The 19914-nt window shown below is 71.3% G+C and carries 19 protein-coding genes; 10 read left to right on the top strand and 9 right to left on the bottom strand.

What is annotated here, in order from left to right; all coding sequences use genetic code 11:
- The first annotated feature begins 14 nt into the window (after positions 1–14).
- The 6 genes from J2W45_RS08620 to nagB all read left to right on the top strand — a co-directional run bounded on the left by J2W45_RS08620 (position 15) and on the right by nagB (position 6601).
- Positions 15–1361: an extracellular solute-binding protein gene (locus J2W45_RS08620; protein WP_310130810.1), complete on the top strand. Its 1347-nt coding sequence runs from the start codon at positions 15–17 to the stop codon at positions 1359–1361.
- A 96-nt stretch (positions 1362–1457) separates the two neighbouring features.
- Complete coding sequence (locus tag J2W45_RS08615; RefSeq protein ID WP_310130808.1) at positions 1458–2414, top strand: carbohydrate ABC transporter permease; 957 nt, start codon at positions 1458–1460, stop codon at positions 2412–2414.
- On the top strand, positions 2408–3319 hold the full coding sequence (locus J2W45_RS08610) for a carbohydrate ABC transporter permease (protein ID WP_396427114.1): 912 nt from the start codon (positions 2408–2410) through the stop codon (positions 3317–3319). Before J2W45_RS08615 ends, J2W45_RS08610 begins: the two co-directional genes overlap by 7 nt.
- Positions 3316–4923 carry a glycoside hydrolase family 3 protein gene (locus J2W45_RS08605; protein WP_310130806.1) on the top strand — a complete coding sequence of 536 codons (1608 nt, stop codon included), beginning with the start codon at positions 3316–3318 and terminating at the stop codon, positions 4921–4923. Before J2W45_RS08610 ends, J2W45_RS08605 begins: the two co-directional genes overlap by 4 nt.
- Positions 4920–5816, top strand: a complete 897-nt coding sequence (locus J2W45_RS08600; protein WP_310130804.1) for an ROK family protein — start codon at positions 4920–4922, stop codon at positions 5814–5816. The genes J2W45_RS08605 and J2W45_RS08600 overlap by 4 nt, the downstream gene beginning before the upstream one ends.
- Complete coding sequence (gene nagB / locus J2W45_RS08595; protein ID WP_310130803.1) at positions 5816–6601, top strand: glucosamine-6-phosphate deaminase; 786 nt, start codon at positions 5816–5818, stop codon at positions 6599–6601. Before J2W45_RS08600 ends, nagB begins: the two co-directional genes overlap by 1 nt.
- Positions 6602–6744: 143 nt before the next feature.
- Here the strand turns inward: nagB and nagA (J2W45_RS08590) are convergent, their stop codons facing one another.
- The 3 genes from nagA (J2W45_RS08590) to purU are packed head-to-tail and all read right to left on the bottom strand — an operon-like array spanning position 6745 to position 9145.
- Entirely contained in the window at positions 6745–7899 is a 1155-nt protein-coding gene (gene nagA / locus J2W45_RS08590) for an N-acetylglucosamine-6-phosphate deacetylase (protein ID WP_310130801.1), read from the bottom strand.
- Complete coding sequence (locus J2W45_RS08585) at positions 7896–8258, bottom strand: YrdB family protein (protein WP_310130800.1); 363 nt, start codon at positions 8256–8258, stop codon at positions 7896–7898. Before J2W45_RS08585 ends, nagA (J2W45_RS08590) begins: the two co-directional genes overlap by 4 nt.
- A gap of 23 nt (positions 8259–8281) precedes the next feature.
- Positions 8282–9145, bottom strand: coding sequence for a formyltetrahydrofolate deformylase (purU, locus tag J2W45_RS08580; RefSeq protein ID WP_310130798.1), 864 nt, complete (start codon positions 9143–9145; stop codon positions 8282–8284).
- Positions 9146–9318: 173 nt separating this feature from the next.
- Between purU and J2W45_RS08575 the strand changes: the two genes are divergently transcribed.
- From J2W45_RS08575 to J2W45_RS08565, 3 genes are all read left to right on the top strand, one after another.
- Complete coding sequence (locus J2W45_RS08575) at positions 9319–10785, top strand: purine-cytosine permease family protein (RefSeq protein ID WP_310130795.1); 1467 nt, start codon at positions 9319–9321, stop codon at positions 10783–10785.
- Positions 10782–11339, top strand: a complete 558-nt coding sequence (locus J2W45_RS08570) for a cysteine hydrolase family protein (RefSeq protein ID WP_310130793.1) — start codon at positions 10782–10784, stop codon at positions 11337–11339. The genes J2W45_RS08575 and J2W45_RS08570 overlap by 4 nt, the downstream gene beginning before the upstream one ends.
- 145 nt (positions 11340–11484) lie before the next feature.
- A complete protein-coding gene (locus J2W45_RS08565) occupies positions 11485–12693 on the top strand; it encodes an MFS transporter (RefSeq protein ID WP_310130791.1) in 1209 nt (402 codons plus the stop codon).
- A 15-nt stretch (positions 12694–12708) separates the two neighbouring features.
- On the opposite strand, the gene nagA (J2W45_RS08560) is transcribed toward J2W45_RS08565, so the two are convergent.
- From nagA (J2W45_RS08560) to J2W45_RS08535, 6 genes are read right to left on the bottom strand one after another with little or no spacing between them, the layout of a single operon-like run.
- A complete protein-coding gene (nagA, locus tag J2W45_RS08560; RefSeq protein WP_310130788.1) occupies positions 12709–13860 on the bottom strand; it encodes an N-acetylglucosamine-6-phosphate deacetylase in 1152 nt (383 codons plus the stop codon).
- Complete coding sequence (locus tag J2W45_RS08555) at positions 13857–14642, bottom strand: DeoR/GlpR family DNA-binding transcription regulator (protein ID WP_310130786.1); 786 nt, start codon at positions 14640–14642, stop codon at positions 13857–13859. The genes nagA (J2W45_RS08560) and J2W45_RS08555 overlap by 4 nt, the downstream gene beginning before the upstream one ends.
- A complete protein-coding gene (locus tag J2W45_RS08550) occupies positions 14639–15514 on the bottom strand; it encodes a class II fructose-bisphosphate aldolase (RefSeq protein ID WP_310130785.1) in 876 nt (291 codons plus the stop codon). Before J2W45_RS08550 ends, J2W45_RS08555 begins: the two co-directional genes overlap by 4 nt.
- 31 nt (positions 15515–15545) lie before the next feature.
- On the bottom strand, positions 15546–16457 hold the full coding sequence (locus J2W45_RS08545) for a 1-phosphofructokinase family hexose kinase (protein ID WP_310130784.1): 912 nt from the start codon (positions 16455–16457) through the stop codon (positions 15546–15548).
- Positions 16454–17377, bottom strand: coding sequence for an ROK family protein (locus tag J2W45_RS08540; protein WP_396427113.1), 924 nt, complete (start codon positions 17375–17377; stop codon positions 16454–16456). The genes J2W45_RS08545 and J2W45_RS08540 overlap by 4 nt, the downstream gene beginning before the upstream one ends.
- A 59-nt stretch (positions 17378–17436) precedes the next feature.
- Positions 17437–18318, bottom strand: coding sequence for an SIS domain-containing protein (locus J2W45_RS08535; protein WP_310134985.1), 882 nt, complete (start codon positions 18316–18318; stop codon positions 17437–17439).
- A 351-nt stretch (positions 18319–18669) separates the two neighbouring features.
- Here J2W45_RS08535 and J2W45_RS08530 point away from each other — a divergent pair, with 351 nt between their 5' ends.
- A complete protein-coding gene (locus J2W45_RS08530) occupies positions 18670–19911 on the top strand; it encodes an extracellular solute-binding protein (RefSeq protein WP_310130780.1) in 1242 nt (413 codons plus the stop codon).
- The last annotated feature ends 3 nt before the right edge of the window (positions 19912–19914 follow it).

Raw genomic sequence — 19914 nt, 5'->3', positions numbered from 1 at the left:
GAAAGGACAGTGCTATGAAGAGAAAGCTCGTCGGCCTCGCCGCAGTGGCCACAGCTTCCGCTCTCGTGCTCGCCGGATGCGCGTCGGGAGGCTCCACCGGAGCCAGCACCGACGGCAAGGGCAAGACGGTCACCCTCTGGCTCGTCGGCTCGGACACCCCGGACGCCCTCCGCAACTACCTCAAGACGGAGTTCGCCAAGGAGACCGGTGCGACCCTGAAGATCGAGCAGCAGGACTGGGGAGACATCGTCACCAAGCTCACCACCGCGCTCCCGGACGCCAACAACACCCCGGACGTCACCGAGATGGGCAACACGCAGTCCCCGACGTTCACCAACGTCGGCGCGTTCCTCGACATCTCCGACATGTACAAGGACCTCGGCGGGAGCGACCTGCTCCAGTCGTTCGTCGAGGCGGGCAAGGTCGACGGCAAGAACTACACGCTGCCGTACTACTTCGGCTCGCGCTACATGTTCTACCGCAAGGACGTCTACCAGGCGGCCGGCGTCAGCGTCCCGACCACCCTCGACCAGTTCAACAGTTCCGTGGCCGACATCACGGCCAAGAACCCGAAGAACATCGACAACTTCTCCGGCTTCTTCCTCGGCGGCCAGGACTGGCGCGACGGCATCTCGTGGATCTTCGCCAACGGCGGGGACATCGCGAAGAAGGACGGCGACAAGTGGAAGGCGACCCTCGAGTCGCCCGAGTCGCTGAAGGGCCTGCAGCAGCTCCAGGATCTGTACAAGAACGCATCCAAGGCGCCGAACGACGCCAAGGACTCGAACCAGTACATCTACCTGAACGACACCGACCAGACGGTCGACGCGAACGGCACCAAGACCGGTGACACCTCGCTCGCCGCCGCGACGATCATGGCCCCGGGATGGGCGCACTGGTCGATCGGCGACCTGTCGGAGAAGGACGGCAAGCCGGTCCGCACCTGGAACGACGCCACCTTCGGCACCTACGTGCTTCCGGGCAACGACGGCAAGCCGGCCCCGGTGTTCGCCGGCGGCTCCAACATCGGCATCTCGGCGAAGACCAAGGAGCCGGGCCTGTCGAAGACCCTCCTGAAGATCATCTTCTCGAAGGAGTACCAGGAGATGCTCGGCAAGAACGGCCTCGGCCCGGCCAATGCGAAGTACACGTCCTCGCTCGGCGACGACCAGTTCGCGAAGGCGCTCATCGAGTCCGCGTCCAACTCCAAGCTCACCCCGGCGGCTCCCGGATGGGCGTCGGTCGAGGCGGGCAACGTGATGGAGGAGTTCTTCTCCAAGATCCGCGACGCGTCCGACCTGAAGGCCCTGGCGCAGGAGTACGACAAGAAGATCGACGCGCTGCTCAACGTCAAGAGCTGACGCCGATCCATCCACCGGGGCGAGGGCGCGGAGGCACCCCTTCCGCGCCCTCGCCTCTGCCCTCAGACTCTGAACATCACCGGAAGGAGGACGCCCGTGACCGCCACCGAGGACACCCGCATCGCCGTCGCCGCGCCGCCCCCGCCCTCACCGGACGCCCCGCGCCGTCGCCGGGGGAGGCTGACGCCGTACACGCTGCTGCTGCCGGCCATCGTCATCCTGCTCGTCGCCCTCGGCTACCCGGTGGTCTGGCAGCTGATCACCTCCATGCAGCACTTCGGGCTGGCCCAGCAGTTCGGGAAGCCCGCCGACTTCGTCTGGTTCGAGAACTACATCACGCTGTTCTCGGACGGCTACACCTGGGTCGTCGTGGCCCGCTCGATCGCCTTCTGCCTGGTGACCGCCGCCGTCACGGTCGTGATCGGCGTCGGTACAGCGCTGCTGATGAACGCCGTGAACCGCGTGGTCCGCATCATCCTCCAGGTCGCCCTGCTGCTCGCCTGGGCGATGCCGGTCGTCGCCGCGATGACCGTCTGGAACTGGCTGTTCGACTGGCGCCGCGGCGTCGTCAACTACGTGCTGACGTCCTGGGGCCTCGACTTCCAGGACCACAACTGGCTGCAGAACCCGCTGTCGTTCTTCTTCGTGGCGATGGTCATCGTGACCTGGATGAGCGTCCCGTTCGTCGCCTTCTCCATCTACGCCGGGCTGACGCAGGTGTCGACGGAGGTCGTGGAGGCCGCCCAGATGGACGGCGCCCGCGGGTGGCAGCGGCTGCGCTACATCATCCTGCCGATCATCCGGCCCGTGCTCGGCATCGTGCTGCTGCTGCAGATCATCTGGGACCTGCGGGTCTTCGCGCAGATCAAGCTGCTGCAGGACAAGGGCTCGATCGCGAGCGAGACCAACCTGCTCGGCACCTACATCTACCAGCTCGGCGTCGGCTCGAGCGACTTCGCGATGGCCAGCGCCGTCAGCGTCTTCGTGCTCGTGCTCACGGTCGCCCTCAGCTGGTTCTACGTGCGCCACCTGCTGAAGGAGGACGAATCGTGACCGCCTCGACGACCGCCCGCACCGCCACCACTGAGCCCGGCGCGCCCGTGCGCCGCGTGCGCTCCCGCCGCCGCATCCGCGTCTCGCGCGTGCTGCTCGGCGCCCTGGGGATCGTGCTGGCCCTGATCTGGGTCTTCCCCGTGTACTGGATGGTGAACTCGTCGCTGCTGCCGAACGTCATCCTGCAGAACAGCACGCCGACCTGGCTGCCGTTCGGCGGCTCGTTCGACAACTTCGCCGCCGTCGTGCAGGGCGGCACGTTCTTCCCGGCGCTCGGGATGAGCGTCGCCGTCGCGCTGATCACGGTCGTGTGCTGCCTCGCCTTCGCGTTCCTCGCGGCGCTGGCGATCAGCCGGTTCCGGTTCCGGGGGCGGCGGTCGTTCGTGCTGGCGGTGCTCCTGATCCAGATGCTCCCCGCCGAGGGGCTGTTCATCGCCCAGTACAAGCTGATGGGCACGCTGGGCCTGCTGAACACGGTCGTCGGCGTGAGCATCCTGTACATCGCCGCGGTCGTGCCGTTCACCATCTGGATGCTGCGCGGCTTCGTCGCCGGCATCCCCGCCGACCTCGAGGAGGCGGCGATGGTGGACGGTCTCAGCCGCACGCAGGCGTTCCTGCGGATCACCTTCCCGCTGCTTGCGCCCGGCCTCGTCGCCTCCGGCGTCTACGCGTTCCTGCAGGCCTGGAACGAGTTCACGGTGGCCCTCGTCATCCTGCCGCAGTCGAGCAGTGCGACGCTTCCGCTCTGGCTGCGCGGCTTCGTGCAGCAGTCCGCCTCGCGGGCGACCGACTGGGGCCAGGTGATGGCGGCATCCACGCTCGTCGCGGTGCCGGTGATCATCTTCTTCCTCATCGTGCAGGGCCGCATGACCAGCGGCCTCGTCAGCGGGGCGGTCAAGGGGTGAGCGGCGCCTCCGTCGCCGACACCGCACTGACCGACCCGGACCTGCGCCGCAGCATCGCCGCGACGCTGCTGCCCGGCTTCGTCGGCACGACGCTGCCCGGCTGGCTGGCGGAACGACTGCGCGACGGCCTGGGCGGCGTGTGCCTGTTCGGGCAGAACATCGCCTCGGCCGAGCAGCTGCGCGCCCTCACGTCCGCGATCTACGAGGCCAACCCGCACGCGATCGTCGCGATCGACGAGGAGGGTGGCGACGTCACGCGGCTCTACTACGAGAGCGGCTCGCCGTATCCCGGCAACGCGATCCTGGGCCGGCTGGGCGACCCGGACTACACGGAGCGGGTCGCGCGCCGGGTCGGCGAGGAGCTGCGCCGTGCCGGCGTGAACCTCGACTTCGCTCCGGACATCGACATCAACTCCAACCCGGACAACCCGGTGATCGGCGTGCGCAGCTTCGGCTCGGACCCCGAGGTCGTCGCCGAGCACGGGGCGGCCTGGACGCGCGGGCTGCAGTCGGCCGGGGTCGCGGTCGCGGCGAAGCACTTCCCGGGTCACGGCGACACCGGGACGGACTCCCACCTGGAGCTGCCCGTGGTCGACCTGTCGGCGGCGCAGCTGCGCGAGCGGGAGCTCGTGCCGTTCCGGGCGGTCGTCGCCGCCGGGGCGCGCGCGGTGATGACCTCGCACATCCTGCTGCCCCAGCTCGACGCCGTCCTGCCCGCGACGCTCAGCCCGGCGATCGTCCACGGGATGCTGCGCGGCGAGCTCGGCTTCGACGGCGTCGTCGTCAGCGACGCCCTCGACATGCACGGCGCTAGCGGCGACCGCGGCATCCCGGAGGCGGCGGTGCTCGCGCTCGCCGCCGGCTGCGACCTGTTGTGCATCGGCACGGAGAACACGGACGCGCAGCTCGCCGCGATCGAGGACGCCATCGCCGCGGCCGTCGCCGCCGGCCGCCTCGCGCCGTCGCGCGTCGCCGACGCATCCGCCCGCGTGCGCGCGCTCGCCGCATCCGCCGCATCCGTTGCGCCATCCCCCACCGTCGAGTACACGAAAAGTGCACGCTCGGGCGGCGTGTCGCGTGCACTTTCTGCGGACTCGACGGAGGGGGCGGAGGGGGTCGAGTGTACGGAGGCGCTGGAGCGGGAGGATGCGGAGGCGGCGGAGCGCGCGTTCGACGTGAGCCCGCACGCGCGGGAGTGGCTGCGGCGGCACGGCGGGGGCCGGTTCTCCGTGGTGCGCATCGACACGGTCGCGAACATCGCCGTCGGGAGCGCCCCGTGGGGGCCGTTCTCCGTGCTGGAGGCCGAACCGGCGGACCCCGAGGCGGCTCAGTTCGCTGCGAATCCGACGGTGCTCTTCACCGAGGGCGACCATCCCGACCTCGTACTGGCGGCGCAGTCGCCGGTGCTGGTGATCGGCAAGGACAACCACCGGCACGCGTTCGCGCGCGCCGCGATCGACCGGCTCCGCGCCGAACGCGACGAGGTGCTCGTGGTCGACATGGGCTGGCCCAGCGACGACCGCGCCTACGCCGACATCGCCACGTTCGGCGCCTCGCGCCTGGTCGGGCGTGCCCTGCTCTCGCTGCTCGGGCGCGGGTCGTGAGACTCGGCATCGACATCGGCGGCACCAAGACGGACGCGGTCGCCGTCGACGAGTCCGGCGCGCTCGCGGAACGCATCCGCCTCCCCACCGGCTTCGGGCACGCGGCCGTCGTGGAGACCGCCGTCGCCGCGGTGTCGCGGCTCGGCGAGCTGACGGGCCTCGCGCCCGGCGGGTTCCAGTCGATCGGGGTCGGCATCCCCGGGATGGTGGATGCCACATCCGGCCATGTCGCCCACGCCGTCAACCTCGGGCTCGACCGACTGGAGCTCGGAGGGATGCTCGCGGGGCGCCTCGGCGTCGGCGTCCGCGTCGAGAACGACGTCAAGGCCGCGGCTCTCGGCGCGTCGCACCTGCTCGGCCTCACCGGGACGGTCGCGTTCCTCAACCTGGGCACCGGGATGGCCGCGGGCATCGTCGTCGACGGACGCCTGTGGCGCGGCAGCACCGGCATCGCCGGCGAGATCGGGCATCTGCCCGTCGACCCGGACGGCCCGCTGTGCGCATGCGGCCAGCGTGGCTGCCTGGAGACGCTCGCCAGCGGCTCCGGCATCGCCCGGCAGTGGCCGACCGACGACCCGTTCCCGGTGCGCGCGCTCTACGCCGCCGCGGAGCGCGGCGACCCCGCCGCGCGGGCCATCGCCGCTAGGCTGGCGGTGGGCATCGCCGCCGCGGTGCGCGTCCTCGTGCTCACCGTCGACCCCGCCACCGTGGTGATCGGGGGCGGACTGAGCCACCTGGGGGAGCGCCTGCTCGGCGAGGTCCACGAGGTGCTGCACGACTGGGAGCGCACGTCGCCCTTCCTGGCGTCGCTCGACCTGCCCGGGAGGGTGCGCCTCGTTCCCGAAGGAAGCCCCGTCGCCGCCCTCGGTGCGGCACTCGTAGGAGAGAACTGATGGCCGAAATCGTCGTCGTCCGCGACCAGGACGCCGCGGGCGACCTCGCCGCGCGCAGCATCCTGGACCTGATCGCCGCCAAGCCCGACACGGTGCTGGGGCTGGCCACCGGATCCACCCCGCTGGCCGTCTACCGGGCGCTGGAGCGCGGCATCCGGGAGCGCGGTGTGGATGTGTCCCACGTCCGCGGCTACGCGCTCGACGAGTACGTGGGCCTGCCCGCCGGCCACCCCGAGTCGTACCGCGCCGTCATCACCCGCGAGGTGGTCGAGCCGCTCGGGCTCACGCCGTCGCTCATCCACGTGCCGAACGGCTCGCTCGACGGCATCGAGCATGCGGGCGCCGACTACGAGCGGGCCATCGCGGAGTCGGGCGGGGTGGATGTGCAGCTGCTCGGTATCGGCACGGACGGGCACATCGGCTTCAACGAGCCGGGGTCGTCGTTCGCGTCGATCACCCGCGTGAAGACGCTGACCGAGCAGACCCGCAAGGACAACGCGCGCTTCTTCGCGTCGGAGGACGACGTCCCGATGCACTGCATCACGCAAGGCCTGTCGACCATCCTCAAGGCGCGCCACCTGATGCTGCTCGCGTTCGGCGAGGGCAAGGCGGAGGCGCTCGCGGGCGCCGTCGAGGGGCCCGTGTCCGCATCCAACCCGGGCTCGGCGATCCAGCTGCACCCGCACGTCACCGTGCTCGTCGACGAGGCCGCCGCCTCCCGCCTCCGCAACCTCGACTACTACCGGTACGCCTACGCGAACAAGCCGTCCTGGCAGACGCTGTAGCCGCCTGCGCCGCGCGCCGCGGCGCCGTGCGGCGCGCACCTGGCGGTGACTGCTGCGCCGCGTTACGTCTGCGGCGGGGCGCGCAGGCGCAGTCGTTACGAGACGGCGCAGTCGCGGGGCGCGCGGCGCGCGGCGCCCCGGGGTCAGCGGGGGAGGACGGCGCCGTCGGCGACGACCGTGCGCACGCGCCAGTCGTGGTCGAGCAGCACCGCGTCGGCGACGTAGCCCGTGTGCAGGCGGCCGAGCCGGTGCTCCTCGCCCAGCACGTGCGCCGGGGTACGCGTGAGAGCTGTGACCGCGGCGACCGGGTCGACGCCGGCGCGGGTGACGGCGTTGCGCAGGGCGACATCCTGGGTGAGCGTCGAACCGGCGATCGTGTCCGTGCCGGACAGCACCGCGAGGCCGTCGTGCACCGTCACGTTGAGCCCGCCGAGGTGGTAGTTCCCATCGGTCGCACCGGCGGCAGCCATCGCATCGGTCACGAGGGCGACGCGGCCGGGCGCCTCCCGGAACAGCAGTCCGGCGACCGAGGGATGCACGTGCAGCCCGTCGAGGATCAGCTCCAGCGTCACGTCGCGGTTGTCGATGGCCGCCATCACGGGGCCGGGGGCGCGGTGGTGGATGCCGGGCATCGCGTTGAACGCGTGCGTCAGCAGCCGGGCGCCCACCTCGAACGCGCGGGCCGCCTGCGCGTAGTCCGCGGTCGTGTGCCCGACGCCGACCACCACGCCGGCCTCGATCAGCACGCCGATCGACTCCAGCGCGTTCGGCAGCTCGGGGGCGATGGTCGCGGTGCGGAGGGTTCCGCGCGCGGCGCCGATCAGCGCCTCCACGGTCTCCGGCTCCGGGTCGAGCAGGTACCGCGCGTCGTGCGCGCCGCGCCGCTCGGGGGCGAGGAACGGGCCCTCGAGGTGCGAGCCGAGCACTAGGGGATCGGATGCGGTCAGCTCGGCGACGATCGCGAGGGTCTCGCGGAGCGCGGGGAGCGGATTCGCGACGTGCGAGATGAGGGAGCGGGTGGTGCCGTGCGCGCGGTGCGTCGCCAGCGCGGCGCGCAGGTCGTCGATGCCGTCGTCGTACGGATGGCCTCCGCCGCCGTGGCAGTGCAGGTCGATGAAACCCGGGGTCAGCCAGTGGCCCTCGGCGTCGACGACCGTCGCGCCCTCGGAGGCCGATTCGCGCCAGCCGATCCCCGTCCCGGTCGCGATGATCTGCGCCCCGTCGGCGACGAGCCAGAAGTCGTCGACCTGCCCATCCGCATCCACCTTGCGGGCGCTGTGGACGACGAGGCGGCTCATGCGAACTCGCGCCGGCCGTTGATGACCCCGCTCACCGTCGCGACGACCGCGAAGACGATCGCGACGACCGGCTGGCCGAGGTCCCACCAGGCGAACGCGGCGGACGCCATGACGACGACCTCGACGATGGCCTTCACGAACGCGTCCACGTGAAGCACGGCGCGCGGCGACCGGAACAGCGCCCAGAGCAGGATCGCGACGACGGGTGCGCCGATCCCGACGACGATGTTCCAGGGCAGCGGCCACGCGACGAAGCCCCAGATGGCCAGCGAGACGATCGCGAACAGCTCGAGCAGGAAGCGCACGACGTCGTTGACGCCCAGCTTGAAGGAGGCCTGCTGATCGGGGGCGGAAGTCACCGGACCAGTCTAGCCACGGGCGGTCAGCGGAAGATGATGGTGCGGGCGCCGTCGAGCAGCACGCGGTCCTCGGCGAACCACTTCACGGCCTGCGTCAGCGTGCGGCTCTCCTCGTCCTGCCCGATCGCCACGAGCTCCTGCACCGACTGGGTGTGGTCGACGCGCACGACGTTCTGCTCGATGATCGGCCCCTCGTCCAGGTCGCTGGTGACGAAGTGGGCGGTGGCTCCGATCAGCTTCACGCCGCGGGCGTGCGCCTGGCGGTACGGGTTCGCGCCCTTGAAGCCGGGGAGGAAGGAGTGGTGGATGTTGATCGCGCGTCCGGCGAGTCGCTCGCACAGCTCCGGCGACAGGATCTGCATGTACCGGGCGAGCACGACCAGCTCGATGTCGTGCTCCTCGACCGCCTCCAGGATGCGCGCCTCGAACGCCGCCTTGGAGTCCGGACCGTGCACCGCCTGCGCCTCGAACGGCACCCCGTAGAAGCCGGCCAGGTCGCTCAGCGTGTCGTGGTTGGACAGCACCAGCGGGATCTCGACCGGCAGCTGGCCGGCCCGCTGGCGGAACAGCAGGTCGTTGAGGCAGTGCGCCGCCTTCGACACCAGCACGAGCGTGCGCAGCGGCCGCCCGACGTTGTCGACGCGGTGCGTCATCCCGAACCGATCGACCACCGGAGCCAGCGCCTGCTCGAACTCGTCCCGCCCGGCCTCCGACTCGACCTGCAGCCGCATGAAGAACCGGCCGGTGTCGGTGCTCGCGAACTGCTGGCTCTCGGTGATGTTGCCGCGCGCCGCGACGATCGCGCCGCTGACGGCGTGCACGATCCCGGGGCGGTCGGCGCAGCTGAACGTGAGCACCCAGTGGTTGGAGGCGGTGGAGTCGGTCACCAGATCAGGGTAGCGGTCGGCGTGATAGCCTTGGCTGATATCCAAAATATGTCTGCATTAGGAGGCGCATGGTGGACAGGGAATTCGCTGACGTCGGCATTCCTGTCGTGAATCCATGGGAGGCGTGACGTGCCGCTGTTGACGTGCCGCCCCCCGTGCACCACGATCGGTGCATGACCAGCACCGGTGAGGATGCGCCCGACACCCGTACGGGCGCGGCATCCGCCTTCGACGTCGAGCTCAACGGGCTCAACACCATCCACGAGGACGAGCGGCACGGACGTCCACGCGACCTGTTCTGGCCGTGGTTCGGCGCGAACGTGTCCGTCTTCGGCCTGAGCTATGGATCGTTCCTGCTCGGGTTCGGCATCTCGTTCTGGCAGGCGACCATCGTCGGCGTGGTCGGCATCGTCGCTTCGTTCCTGCTGTGCGGGGTCATCGCCCTGGCCGGCAAGCGCGGGTCGGCGCCCACCATGGTGCTGAGCCGCGCGGTGTTCGGGGTGGAGGGCAACCGCGTCCCGTCGTTCCTCTCCTGGCTGCTGACGGTCGGGTGGGAGACGGTTCTCGTGTCGCTGGCGGCGCTCGCCACCGCGACCGTGTTCCAGCAGCTCGGCTGGGAGGGCGGCTGGGTGACCAAGCTGGTCGCCCTGATCGTCGTCGTCGCGCTGGTGATCGTCGGCGGCGTGGTCGGCTTCCACCTGATCATGCGCATGCAGATGGTCATCACCATCGTGACCGGCGCGCTGACCGTGGTCTACATCCTGCTCGTCCTCAACCACATCGACCTCGGCGCCGTCGCGGCCCTGCCGGCCGGTGACGCGCCCCACGTCATCGGCGGGTTCGTGTTCATGCTCACCGGCTTCGGCCTGGGCTGGGTGAACGCGGCCGCCGACTACTCCCGTTACCTGCCCCGCAGCGCCCGCAGCGGGGGAGTGGTGGGATGGACGACCTTCGGCTCGTCGCTCGCCCCGGTCATCCTGCTGATCTTCGGCATCCTGCTCGCCGGGTCGTCGTCGAAGCTGAGCGAGGCGATCGCCGCGGACCCGATCGGCGCGCTCGCCTCCCTGCTGCCGACCTGGTTCCTGGTGCCGTTCGTGATCGTCGCCGTGCTGGGGCTCGTCGGCGGCGCGGTGCTCGACATCTACTCGTCCGGGCTGGCGCTGCTCAGCGTCGGCGTCCGGGTGCCGCGGTACGTCGCGGCCGGCATCGACGGCGTCATCATGACCGCCGGCGCCATCTACGTCGTGTTCTTCGCGACCGACTTCCTCGGCCCGTTCCAGGGCTTCCTGATCACCCTCGGGGTGCCGATCGCCGCCTGGTGCGGCATCTTCGTCGCCGACATCCAGCTCCGCCGTCGCGACTACGCGGAGGCGGACCTGTACGACCGGCGCGGCCGCTACGGCGCGGTCCGCTGGCTCCCCATCGCGCTCATCGTCATCGGTACCGCGATCGGGTGGGGCCTGGTGACGAACGGCTCCGCGTCGTGGCTGGCGTGGCAGGGCTACCTGCTCGGCCCGATCGGCGGCACGCAGGGCGACTGGGCCTACGCGAACCTGGGCGTGCTCGTCGCGCTGGTGATCGGCTACCTCGGCACGCTGCTGTTCTCGCGGGCCGCCGTGCGCCGACAGGAGGAGCGGTGACCGACGCGGGCGGACCCACCCTCGTCGTCGTCGACATGCAGCAGGTGTTCGGCGACCCCGCCAGTCCGTGGTTCACCCCCAAGTTCTCCGAGGCGGAGGCGGTCATCGCCGGGATGGTGCCGGCGTTCGGCGACCGCGTGATCTTCACCCGCTTCGTCGCGCCCGAGCGGCCCGAGGGCGCGTGGGTGCCCTACTACGAGCAGTGGCCGTTCGCGCTGATGCCCGAGGACGACCCGATCTACGACCTGGTGCTCGCCTTCCGCGACACCGGGCACCCGGTGGTCACAGAGACCACGTTCGGCAAGTGGGGCGCCGACCTGCGCGCGGCGCTCGGCGGGTCTCAGGATGTGGTGCTCGCCGGCGTCTCCACCGACTGCTGCGTGCTCAGCACGGCTCTCGGCGCCGCGGACGCGGGGGTCCGCATCCGGGTCGCCGCGGACGCGTGCGCCGGGCTGTCCGACGCCGACCACCAGCGGGCCCTGGATGCGATGGCGCTGTACGCCCCGCTGATCGAGATCTCGGACAGCAGTCGCATCCTGGACGAGCTCCGGTAGAATCGTTCCTGGTCGGCGGTTCCCGCACGGCCCTGGGCGCGCACATCGGCGCGTAGTCGACCCGCCATCCCTCCCGGTACCGCAACGGACCGTGGCCCGCGCATCGCGGCGGATGGCCGGGGAACGCCACGTTGGACAGATCCGTATGACTGCCACTTCGACGACCCCGGCGCGCACCGCGCCGAAATTCCCCTGGGTGGGGCTGATCGCTCTCGCCTCCGCCACCTTCCTCTCCGTCACCAGCGAGATGATCCCGACCGGGCTGCTGCCGGACATGAGCGCCTCCCTCGGGGTGAGCGAGGCGCAGGTCGGCCTCCTCGTGACCGTGTTCGCGTTCACGGTCGTGGTCACGAGCACCCCGCTGACCGCGCTCACGCGACGCTGGCCGCGGCACGGCCTGCTGATCGGCATCCTGGTCGTCCTGGGCGTCTCCAACGCCCTCACCGCGATCGCACCCGACTACGGCTTCGTCGTCGGGTCGCGCATCCTCGGCGGGGTCGCGCACGGGATGTTCTGGTCGATCGTCGGCGCCTACGCCGGCCACCTCGTGCCGAAGGACCAGATCGGCCGCGCCGTCTCGATCACCCTGGGCGGCGGGACGCTCGCCTTCGTGTTCGGCGTCCCGCTCGGGACGTTCGCGGGTCACCTGTTCGGCTGGCGGCTGTCGTTCGCCATCCTCGCCGCCCTGATGATGGTGGGCGCGCTGGTGATCTGGAAGCTGCTGCCCGCGGTGGAGCGCGACTCGGACGGCGCCCGCCGCACCCGTCGCGACCGGACCGTTCCCCGGCCGCGCGACCGCACCGTCCCTGCCGTGATCATGGTCTGCGCCATCGCCGCGGTGACCATGGTCGGCCACTACGCCTTCTACACGTTCGTCGTGCCGTTCCTGACCGGGCCGATGGGCGTCCCTTCGGGCAACGTCGGGGCGCTGCTGTTCCTCTACGGCATCGCCGGCGCCGGCGGCCTGCTGCTCGCGGGCTCCGTGCTGGGGCCGCGCCCGCAGCTCGGCCTCATCCTCGCGCTCGCGGTGACCGGCGTCGCCGTGGCCGCCCTGGCGCTGGTGGCCGGGCAGATCGTCGCCGCGCTGATCGCCTTCCTGCTGTGGGGCCTCGCCTTCGGCGCGCTGCCGCCGCTGCTGCAGACCCGGATGCTGCACACGTCGTCGCCAGCGTTCCGCGACACCGCGAGCGCGCTCTACACGACCTCGTTCAACATCGGCATCGGCGGCGGAGCCCTGGTCGGGGCGCTGATCTTCGACCTCGGCGGGCTGATGCTGCTGCCGTGGTGCTACGTCGGCCTGCTGGTCGTGTCCATCGTGCTGGTCCTGCTCGTCCCGCGCCTGTCCCGCGCGTAGCCCGGGCCGCGCGCGTCAGCGGAGGACGGGCTCGCCCGCCGACCACACCTGCCGCACCCGCAGGTCCGCGTCGAGCAGCACGGCGTCGGCGGCGTAGCCGGCGCGCAGCCGTCCGAGGTCGTGCCCGCGCCCGATCGCCGCGGCGGGCGTCTCGCTGACCGCGCGCACGGCGTCCACGAGGGGGATGCCCACCTCCTGCACTGCGCGCCGCAGCGCGTCGTCGAGGGTGAGCGTCGACCCCGCGATGGAGCCGCCGCCGGCGAGCCGCGCAATTCCGCCGCGCACCTCGACCTCCAGCGAGCCGAGCAGATAGTCGCCGTCGTCGGAGCCGGCGGCGGCCATGGCGTCGGTGACGAGCGCCATCCGGCCGGGCGCGCCCGCGAACGCCATCCGGACCATCTCAGGATGGACGTGCACGCCGTCGTTGACGATTTCGAGGGTCACGCCCGGCGTGCGTGCGGCGGCGGCGACGGGTCCGGGCCCGCGGTGGTGGAGGCCCGGCATCGCATTGAAAGCATGGGTCAGGATGCTCGCCCCGGCGTCGAAGGCCGCGAGCGTCCGGTCGTAGTCCGCGTCCGTGTGGCCGACCGCGACGGCGACGCCCGCCGCCGCGAACGCGCGGACCGCGTCCATCCCTCCGGGCAGCTCGGGTGCCAGCGTGATCTGCCGAAGCGTGCCGCCCGCCGCGTCGAGCAGCGTCTCGATGTCGGCGGCGGTCGCCGGGCGCAGCAGTGCGGGGTCGTGCGCGCCCTTGTGCCCGACGTCGAGGAACGGTCCCTCCAGATGTGCGCCGAGGATGCGCGGGTCGGCCCTGGTCAGCGAGGCCACCTCGCGCAGCCGCTCCGCGAGCGAGGCGACCGGCGCGGTGACCAGCGAGATCACCGAGCGGGTGGTCCCGTGCCGGCGGTGCAGGTCGAGCGCCCGCGCGATGTGCTCACCGCCGTCGTCGAAGCTCGCACCGCCTCCGCCGTGGACATGGATGTCGACGAAGCCGGGCGTGAGCCACGCGCCGGCGGCATCCGTCACCGTCGTCGCGGGCGACCTCCGCCAGGAATCACCGGTCCCCGTCGCGGCGATCGTGCCGCCGGCGAACCGCACCCAGCCGTCGTCGACCACCGTTCCGCCGTCGACCAGCCGTGCCGAGTGGATGACGTGGTCGCCGCTCACGCGACGATCACCTCGAAGCCCTGCTCGACGAACGCGGTCCGCTGCTCGTCGGTGATCCCGTCGTCGGTGATCAGCGTGGTCAGCAGCTTCGGGCCGCCGAGGGTGGCGAACGCCTTGCGCCCGATCTTGGACGAGTCGGCCACCACGACGGCCCGGGTCGCGCGGCGCGCCATCAGCGAGTTGACGCTCGCCTCGCCCTCGTCGTGCACCGTCGCGCCGACCAACGGGTCGATGCCGTTCACGCCGATGAAGGCGATGTCCATGGTGATCTTCTCCAGCACCACGTCGCTGTACGGCCCGACGAGCTCGTACGAGCGCGCGTGCACCACGCCGCCGGTCACGACGGTCTTGATCTGCGGCCGCATGACCAGCTGGGCCGCGATGTTGATCGCGTTCGTGACGACGGTGAGGCTGGGATGCGGCGACGGCTCCATGAGGTCGGGCCGCGAGCTCAGCACGGTCGCGACGGCCGTGCTGGTCGTCCCGCCGCACAGCCCGACGACCGCGCCGCGCGGCACGAGGGCACTCGCCGCCTGTGCGATCCGCAGCTTCTCGGGGGCGTGCTGCTCGCGCTTGTAGCGGATCGGCAGGTCGTAGGCGACCGACTGCCCGATCGCCCCGCCGCGGGTGCGGGTGAGCAGCTGCTGCGACGCCAGCGCGTCCAGGTCGCGCCGTGCCGTGGCCGCCGACACGTCCAGCTTGGCGACGATGTCGTCGACCTCGACCTGGCCGGCCTCGGCCAGCAGGTCGAGCACGGCGTTCAGCCGTTCCGCTCTGTTCATCGGTGCATCGTCTCCGTTCCGCCGGTCCCGCCCGCGCCGTCGACGTCGAACAGGGTCATCAGGCGTGCCGCCTCGGCGGTCACCGCGGCCCGTCCCTCCCGCACGTACTTCCGCGGGTCCACCGTCTCGGGATGCGCGCCGAGGTGCGACCGGATCGCATCGGTGAAGAACCGGTTGAGGTGGGTGGAGACGTTGACCTTGGTGATCCCTGCGCGGATCGCCTGCTCGATCGTCTCATCCGCCACCCCGCTGGAGCCGTGCAGCACCAGCGGAACCGGCACGGCGTGTCGCAGACGCCCGATGAGCTCGAGGTCGAGCGCCGCCGTGCGCTCGGTCATCGCATGCGAGCTCCCGACGGCGACCGCGAGGGCGTCGACGCCGGTCTCCTCGGCGAACCGGCGCGCTTCGCCCGGGTCGGTGCGCACGCCGGGGGCGTGGGCGCCGTCCTTCCCGCCGATCTCGCCGAGCTCCGCCTCCACCAGCACGTCGTGCGCGTGGGCGTACTCGACGACGCCCACGGTCGCGGCGACGTTGTGCTCGTAGTCGAGCGCGGAGCCGTCGAACATCACCGAGCCGAAGCCCAGCTCGACCGCACGGCGGGCGAGCTGCGCGTCCTCGGCGTGGTCGAGGTGCACGGCGACGTGCGCGCTCGACCGGTGCGCCAGCGTGAGGGTCGCCTCCGCGATCGGCTCCAGGGCGCCGTGGTAGGCGACGCAGTTCTGCGAGATCTGCAGGATGACGGGCAGCCCGGTCTCCTCGGCGGCGTCGACGAGCGCCTCCGCGGTCTCCAGCAGCACGACGTTGAACGCCGCGAGACCGGTGCGGTGGCCGACCGCTGCGTGCAGCAGGTCGGCGGTGGGGACGAGGGGCATGGCGGCTCCAGGACGGTGGACGGGGAGGCGGTCAGGTGGTCACGAGGCGCGCCTCGAACTCCGGGTAGGAGGGATGCAGCTCTCCAGCGAGCGGGGCGAGCACGGCGGCGGCCGACCAGGCGGTCGCCCGGCGCAGCAGCCGCTCGGGGTCGTCGGTCCCGGAGGCGAGCAGGGTCGCCACCGCTGCGACGGCCGCATCTCCGGCCCCGGTCGCATTGCCGGTGAGCGGCTGGGGGAGGCGCGCGTGCAGGGGTTCTCCCGCGCGGGGCACGGCGAGCATCCCGTCGGCGCCGAGGGAGACGAGCACGAGCCCGGCGCCCGCGTCGAGAAGGATGCGCGCACCGGTCACCGGGTCGTCGTCGCCGGTGGTCTCGGCCAGTTCGCGCCGGTTCGGTTTCACGACATCGGCGCCGGCCGCCGCGGCCAGGATGAGCGCGCGCCCGATCGCGTCGATGACGCTCGGCACCCCGCGGTCCGCGGCGACGGCGACCAGGTCGGCGTAGATATCGTCGGGCGCGTCCGGCGGCAGGCTGCCGGACCCGACGATCGCGGTGGCGGGCACGGCCAGCCGCCGGGTCGCATCCCGCAGCGCGGTCCACTCGGCGTCGGTGAGCGGATCACCGGTCTCGTTGACGACCGTCGTCTCTCCCGCGGACTCGTCCACCAGCGCGATGCTCGTCCGGGTCGGAGACGCGACGGGCAGCAGCTCGGACGGCAGCTGTGACGCCTCCAGCTCGTCGGCGAGGCGCACGCCCGGCGCACCCCCGGCGGTCGTCAGCGCGAAGGCGGCGCCCCCGGTCTGCGCGATCACGCGCGCCACGTTGAGGCCCTTGCCGCCCGCGCGCACGGCGGGCGGAGCAGCGCGGTGGGTCTCGCCCGGCACCAGCGCGGTCAGTCGGTAGGTGAGGTCGAGCGCCGGATTCGGCGTGACGGTCAGGATCACGAGGCCGGCTCCGGAGCCGGCGCCGTCACGAGCAGGTCGCGCGCCCGCAGGGCCGCGCCGATCACGCCCGCGTTCTCGCCGATGCTCGCCGGCAGCAGCACCGGCCGGCGATGGAAGGTCAGGATGCCGTCGAGCTTCGCGGCGAGAGGCTCGAACAGCGCGGGGCCGGCCTGCGCCAGCCCGCCGCCGATCACGATCGCCTCCGGCGCGAGCAGGGCGACGGTGTGGGACAGGTCCAGGGCCAGGGCGTCGAGGGCGGACTCCCAGACCCGCTGGGCCACCGCATCCTCGTGCTGCGCGCGCTCCAGGACCTCGCGCGCCCCGGGCACGTCCGCCCCGGCCGCCGCGTTGTACCGCCGCGCGATCGACGCCGCCGACGCGACCGCTTCAAGACAGCCGATGCCGCCGCAGGCGCAGACCGGTCCGTCGGCGACCCGCGAGTGGCCCATCTCGCCGGCCATGCCGCCACCGGTGTACAGGCGGCCGTCGACGAAGACGGCCCCGGCGATGCCGGTGCCGATCGCCATCACGACGACGTCGCGGTAGGGCGCCGCGGCACCCAGCCGGTGCTCCGCCTCCCCGGCGCCGCGAACGTCGTGGCTGAACGAGACCGGCAGGCCGAGCGCCTGCTCGGCGCGGTCGCGGAACGGGAAGTCGTGCCAGCCCAGGTTCTCGGCGAACACCCCGACGCCCGCGGCGTCGTCCACGTGACCCGGGACGAGGAGACCCGCGGCCTGCGGGACGACGTCCGGATGCTCGGCGGTGAAGCGTGCGGCGAGACCGGCGATCGCGTCGACGACGGCGTCACCGGTGGCCTCGCCGGCATGCGGGGTCGGGATGCGTAGCACGCGCACCAGCCGGCCGTCCGCATCCACGAGCGCCGCCTTGGTGTCGGTCCCGCCGACGTCGAACGCCAGCACCGGCGCGCCGCTCCCGAGCGGGGCGGCGGTCGGTGCCTGCGAGGCGAGGGCGTCGGCGGTCACGAGGGCAGGATGACCGATCGCGTGAGGTTGCGGGGGCTGTCGGGATCGAGGCCGGCGCGACGGGCACGGGCCAGCGCCACCCGCTGCGCGCGCACCAGGTCGGCCATCCCGTCGATCGGACGGTCCTCGAAGCGGGCGCCGGTGACCCGCAGGTCGTCGGCGAGCCCGGTCGGCGCCTCGCCCAGCATCCACGTGACGCGGCCGGGGGCGGCGATCGCGATGGGGCCGTGACGGTACTCCTTGGCGGGGTAGGACTCGGTCCACGACTGCGAGGCCTCGCGCATCTTGAGCGCGGCCTCGTGCGCCAGTCCGATCGTCCATCCGGCGCCGAGGAACGAGTACTGCTCGGCCGCGATCAGCTCGTCGTCCAGCTCCTCCTCGATGGCGGCGGCGGCCTGGTCGATGGCGGGGGAGAGGTCTTCGCCGAGGGATGCGCGGACGAGCGCGAGGGCGGTGGTCGCGAACCGGGTCTGCACGACCGACTGCTCGTCGGCGAAGGGCAGCCGGATCGCGGTGTCGACGAGGTCGACCAGCGGAGTCTCGGGATCGCCGACGATGCCGACCGTGCGCGCGCTGCTGCCGGAGCTGCGGAGCGCGTCGAGCAGTTCGAGCACCTCGGTCGTCGTGCCCGAGCGGGTGATCGCCACGATCGCGTCGTAGCCGCGGTCGAGCACCGGCGCCTCGGAGGCCGCGAACGCGTCCGTCACGCCGTGCCCGGCGCGCTCGCGCAGCGCCGCGTACGCCTGCGCCATGAACCACGAGGTGCCGCAGCCGACCACGGCGATGCGCTCACCCGATGCGGGGAGCAGCGACTGCTCCTCGCGGAGCCCGGCCGCGGTGGCCCAGGTCTCGGGCTGCGAGCGCAGCTCGGCCTCCATGTGGGCTCCTGCGGTGGATGCGTGCGTCACTGATCGCTCCTGTCGATTCGTCTGCTCGATGTGCTGGTCACAATGATCGCTGATGATCGAACGTTGTGTCCAGTGATCATGTTCAATCGTTTCCGCCGCCTATGTACAGGGATATGGGTCTCGGTGTAAACGCCGTGTAACGATCTGCGGTCTGCTTCTTGACGGGAGCGTGGCGACACGACATGATTTCGATCATCCATTGAGTGCAAGTGCTTGTTTCGAGCAGAAACAAATCACTAAGCATCAAACAGCTACGCACCGTCGCGCAGGCACCAACAGCAGTGACGGTTCGTGTTTTTCCCTTCGAGAAGTGAGGAAGCAATGAAGAAGTCACTGCGGTGGGGAGCGGCGGTCGCAACCGCGGCGGTCGCCACCATGACGCTCGCCTCGTGCGGCTTCAGCGGCGGGTCCGGAGGCTCGTCCGGCGGCGCGCAATCGCTCGACCTGATGGTGGCGAGCTACTCGGACAACACCAAGGCCGAGTGGCAGCAGATCATCAAGGACTTCGAGGCCAAGAACAGCGACATCAAGGTCAACCTCGACGTCGAGTCCTGGACCGACATCAACAACGTCATCAAGACGCGCATCCAGGCCCAGAAGCAGCCCGACATCCTGAACATCGACGCGTTCGCCGGCTTCGCCTCCGACGACCTGCTCTACCCGGCGAAGGACATCGTCTCGGCGTCCACGCTGAACGACTTCCAGGACGCCTTCAAGAAGAACGCCAGCATCGACGGCACGCAGTACGGCCTCCCGTTCATCGCGTCGGCCCGTGCGCTGTTCTACAACAAGGACGACTTCGCCAAGGCCGGCATCTCGGCTCCGCCGAAGACGTGGGCCGAGTTCGAAGAGGACGCGGCCAAGCTGAAGGCCGCCGGCGTCACCGCCTACGGCATGCCGCTCGGCAGCGAGGAGGCGCAGGCCGAGACCGCGATCTGGTTCTACGGAGCGGGCGGCGGCTACGGCGACGCGAAGAAGCTGACCATCGACAGCCCCGAGAACGTCGAGGGCGCGACGGAGATGCAGAAGATCATCGACCAGGGCTACACCGAGCCGAACCCCGGCTCGACCAACCGGACGCCGCTGCTCAACGTCTTCATCCAGGGCCAGCTCGGCATGCAGGTCGGCCTCCCGCCGACAGTCGGCCAGCTCAAGGACAAGAACCCGTCGCTGCAGTACGGCATCGCGCCGATCCCCACCAAGGACGGCTCGCCGTTCACGCTGGGCGTCGCGGACCACCTGATGGCGTTCAAGAACAAGACGGACAAGACGGAGTCGATCAAGAAGTTCCTCGACTACTTCTACTCGAAGGACGTCTACACGAAGTGGGTCAAGGCGGAGGGCTTCCTGCCCACCACCAAGTCCGGCGCGGACGTGATGGGCTCGGACGAGACCATCAAGCCGTTCCTCGACCTGCTGCCGAACGCGAAGTTCTACCCGTCCACCAACCCGAACTGGTCGGCCGCGCAGGGCGCGATCCAGAGCCAGATCGGCCAGCTGGGTCAGGGCGCCAAGCCCGAGGACCTGCTGAAGTCCATCCAGGCGAAGGCCGACGGCCAGTAGACC

The sequence above is a fragment of the Leifsonia shinshuensis genome (assembly GCF_031456835.1).
GTDB classification, from domain to species: Bacteria; Actinomycetota; Actinomycetes; order Actinomycetales; family Microbacteriaceae; genus Leifsonia; species Leifsonia shinshuensis_C.
The sequence above is the reverse complement of the archived record's forward strand: the minus strand, read 5'-3'. Positions and strand labels throughout refer to the sequence as shown.

Excerpts from the sequence above, each read along its gene's own strand:
- J2W45_RS08620 (WP_310130810.1), top strand. The coding sequence starts at position 15 with ATGAAGAGAAAGCTCGTCGGCCTCGCCGCAGTGGCCACAGCTTCCGCT.
- nagB (WP_310130803.1), top strand. The coding sequence starts at position 5,816 with ATGGCCGAAATCGTCGTCGTCCGCGACCAGGACGCCGCGGGCGACCTC.
- nagA (WP_310130801.1), bottom strand. The coding sequence starts at position 7,899 with ATGAGCCGCCTCGTCGTCCACAGCGCCCGCAAGGTGGATGCGGATGGG.
- J2W45_RS08575 (WP_310130795.1), top strand. The coding sequence starts at position 9,319 with ATGACCAGCACCGGTGAGGATGCGCCCGACACCCGTACGGGCGCGGCA.
- J2W45_RS08565 (WP_310130791.1), top strand. The coding sequence starts at position 11,485 with ATGACTGCCACTTCGACGACCCCGGCGCGCACCGCGCCGAAATTCCCC.
- J2W45_RS08555 (WP_310130786.1), bottom strand. The coding sequence starts at position 14,642 with ATGAACAGAGCGGAACGGCTGAACGCCGTGCTCGACCTGCTGGCCGAG.
- J2W45_RS08550 (WP_310130785.1), bottom strand. The coding sequence starts at position 15,514 with ATGCCCCTCGTCCCCACCGCCGACCTGCTGCACGCAGCGGTCGGCCAC.
- J2W45_RS08535 (WP_310134985.1), bottom strand. The coding sequence starts at position 18,318 with ATGGAGGCCGAGCTGCGCTCGCAGCCCGAGACCTGGGCCACCGCGGCC.
- J2W45_RS08530 (WP_310130780.1), top strand. The coding sequence starts at position 18,670 with ATGAAGAAGTCACTGCGGTGGGGAGCGGCGGTCGCAACCGCGGCGGTC.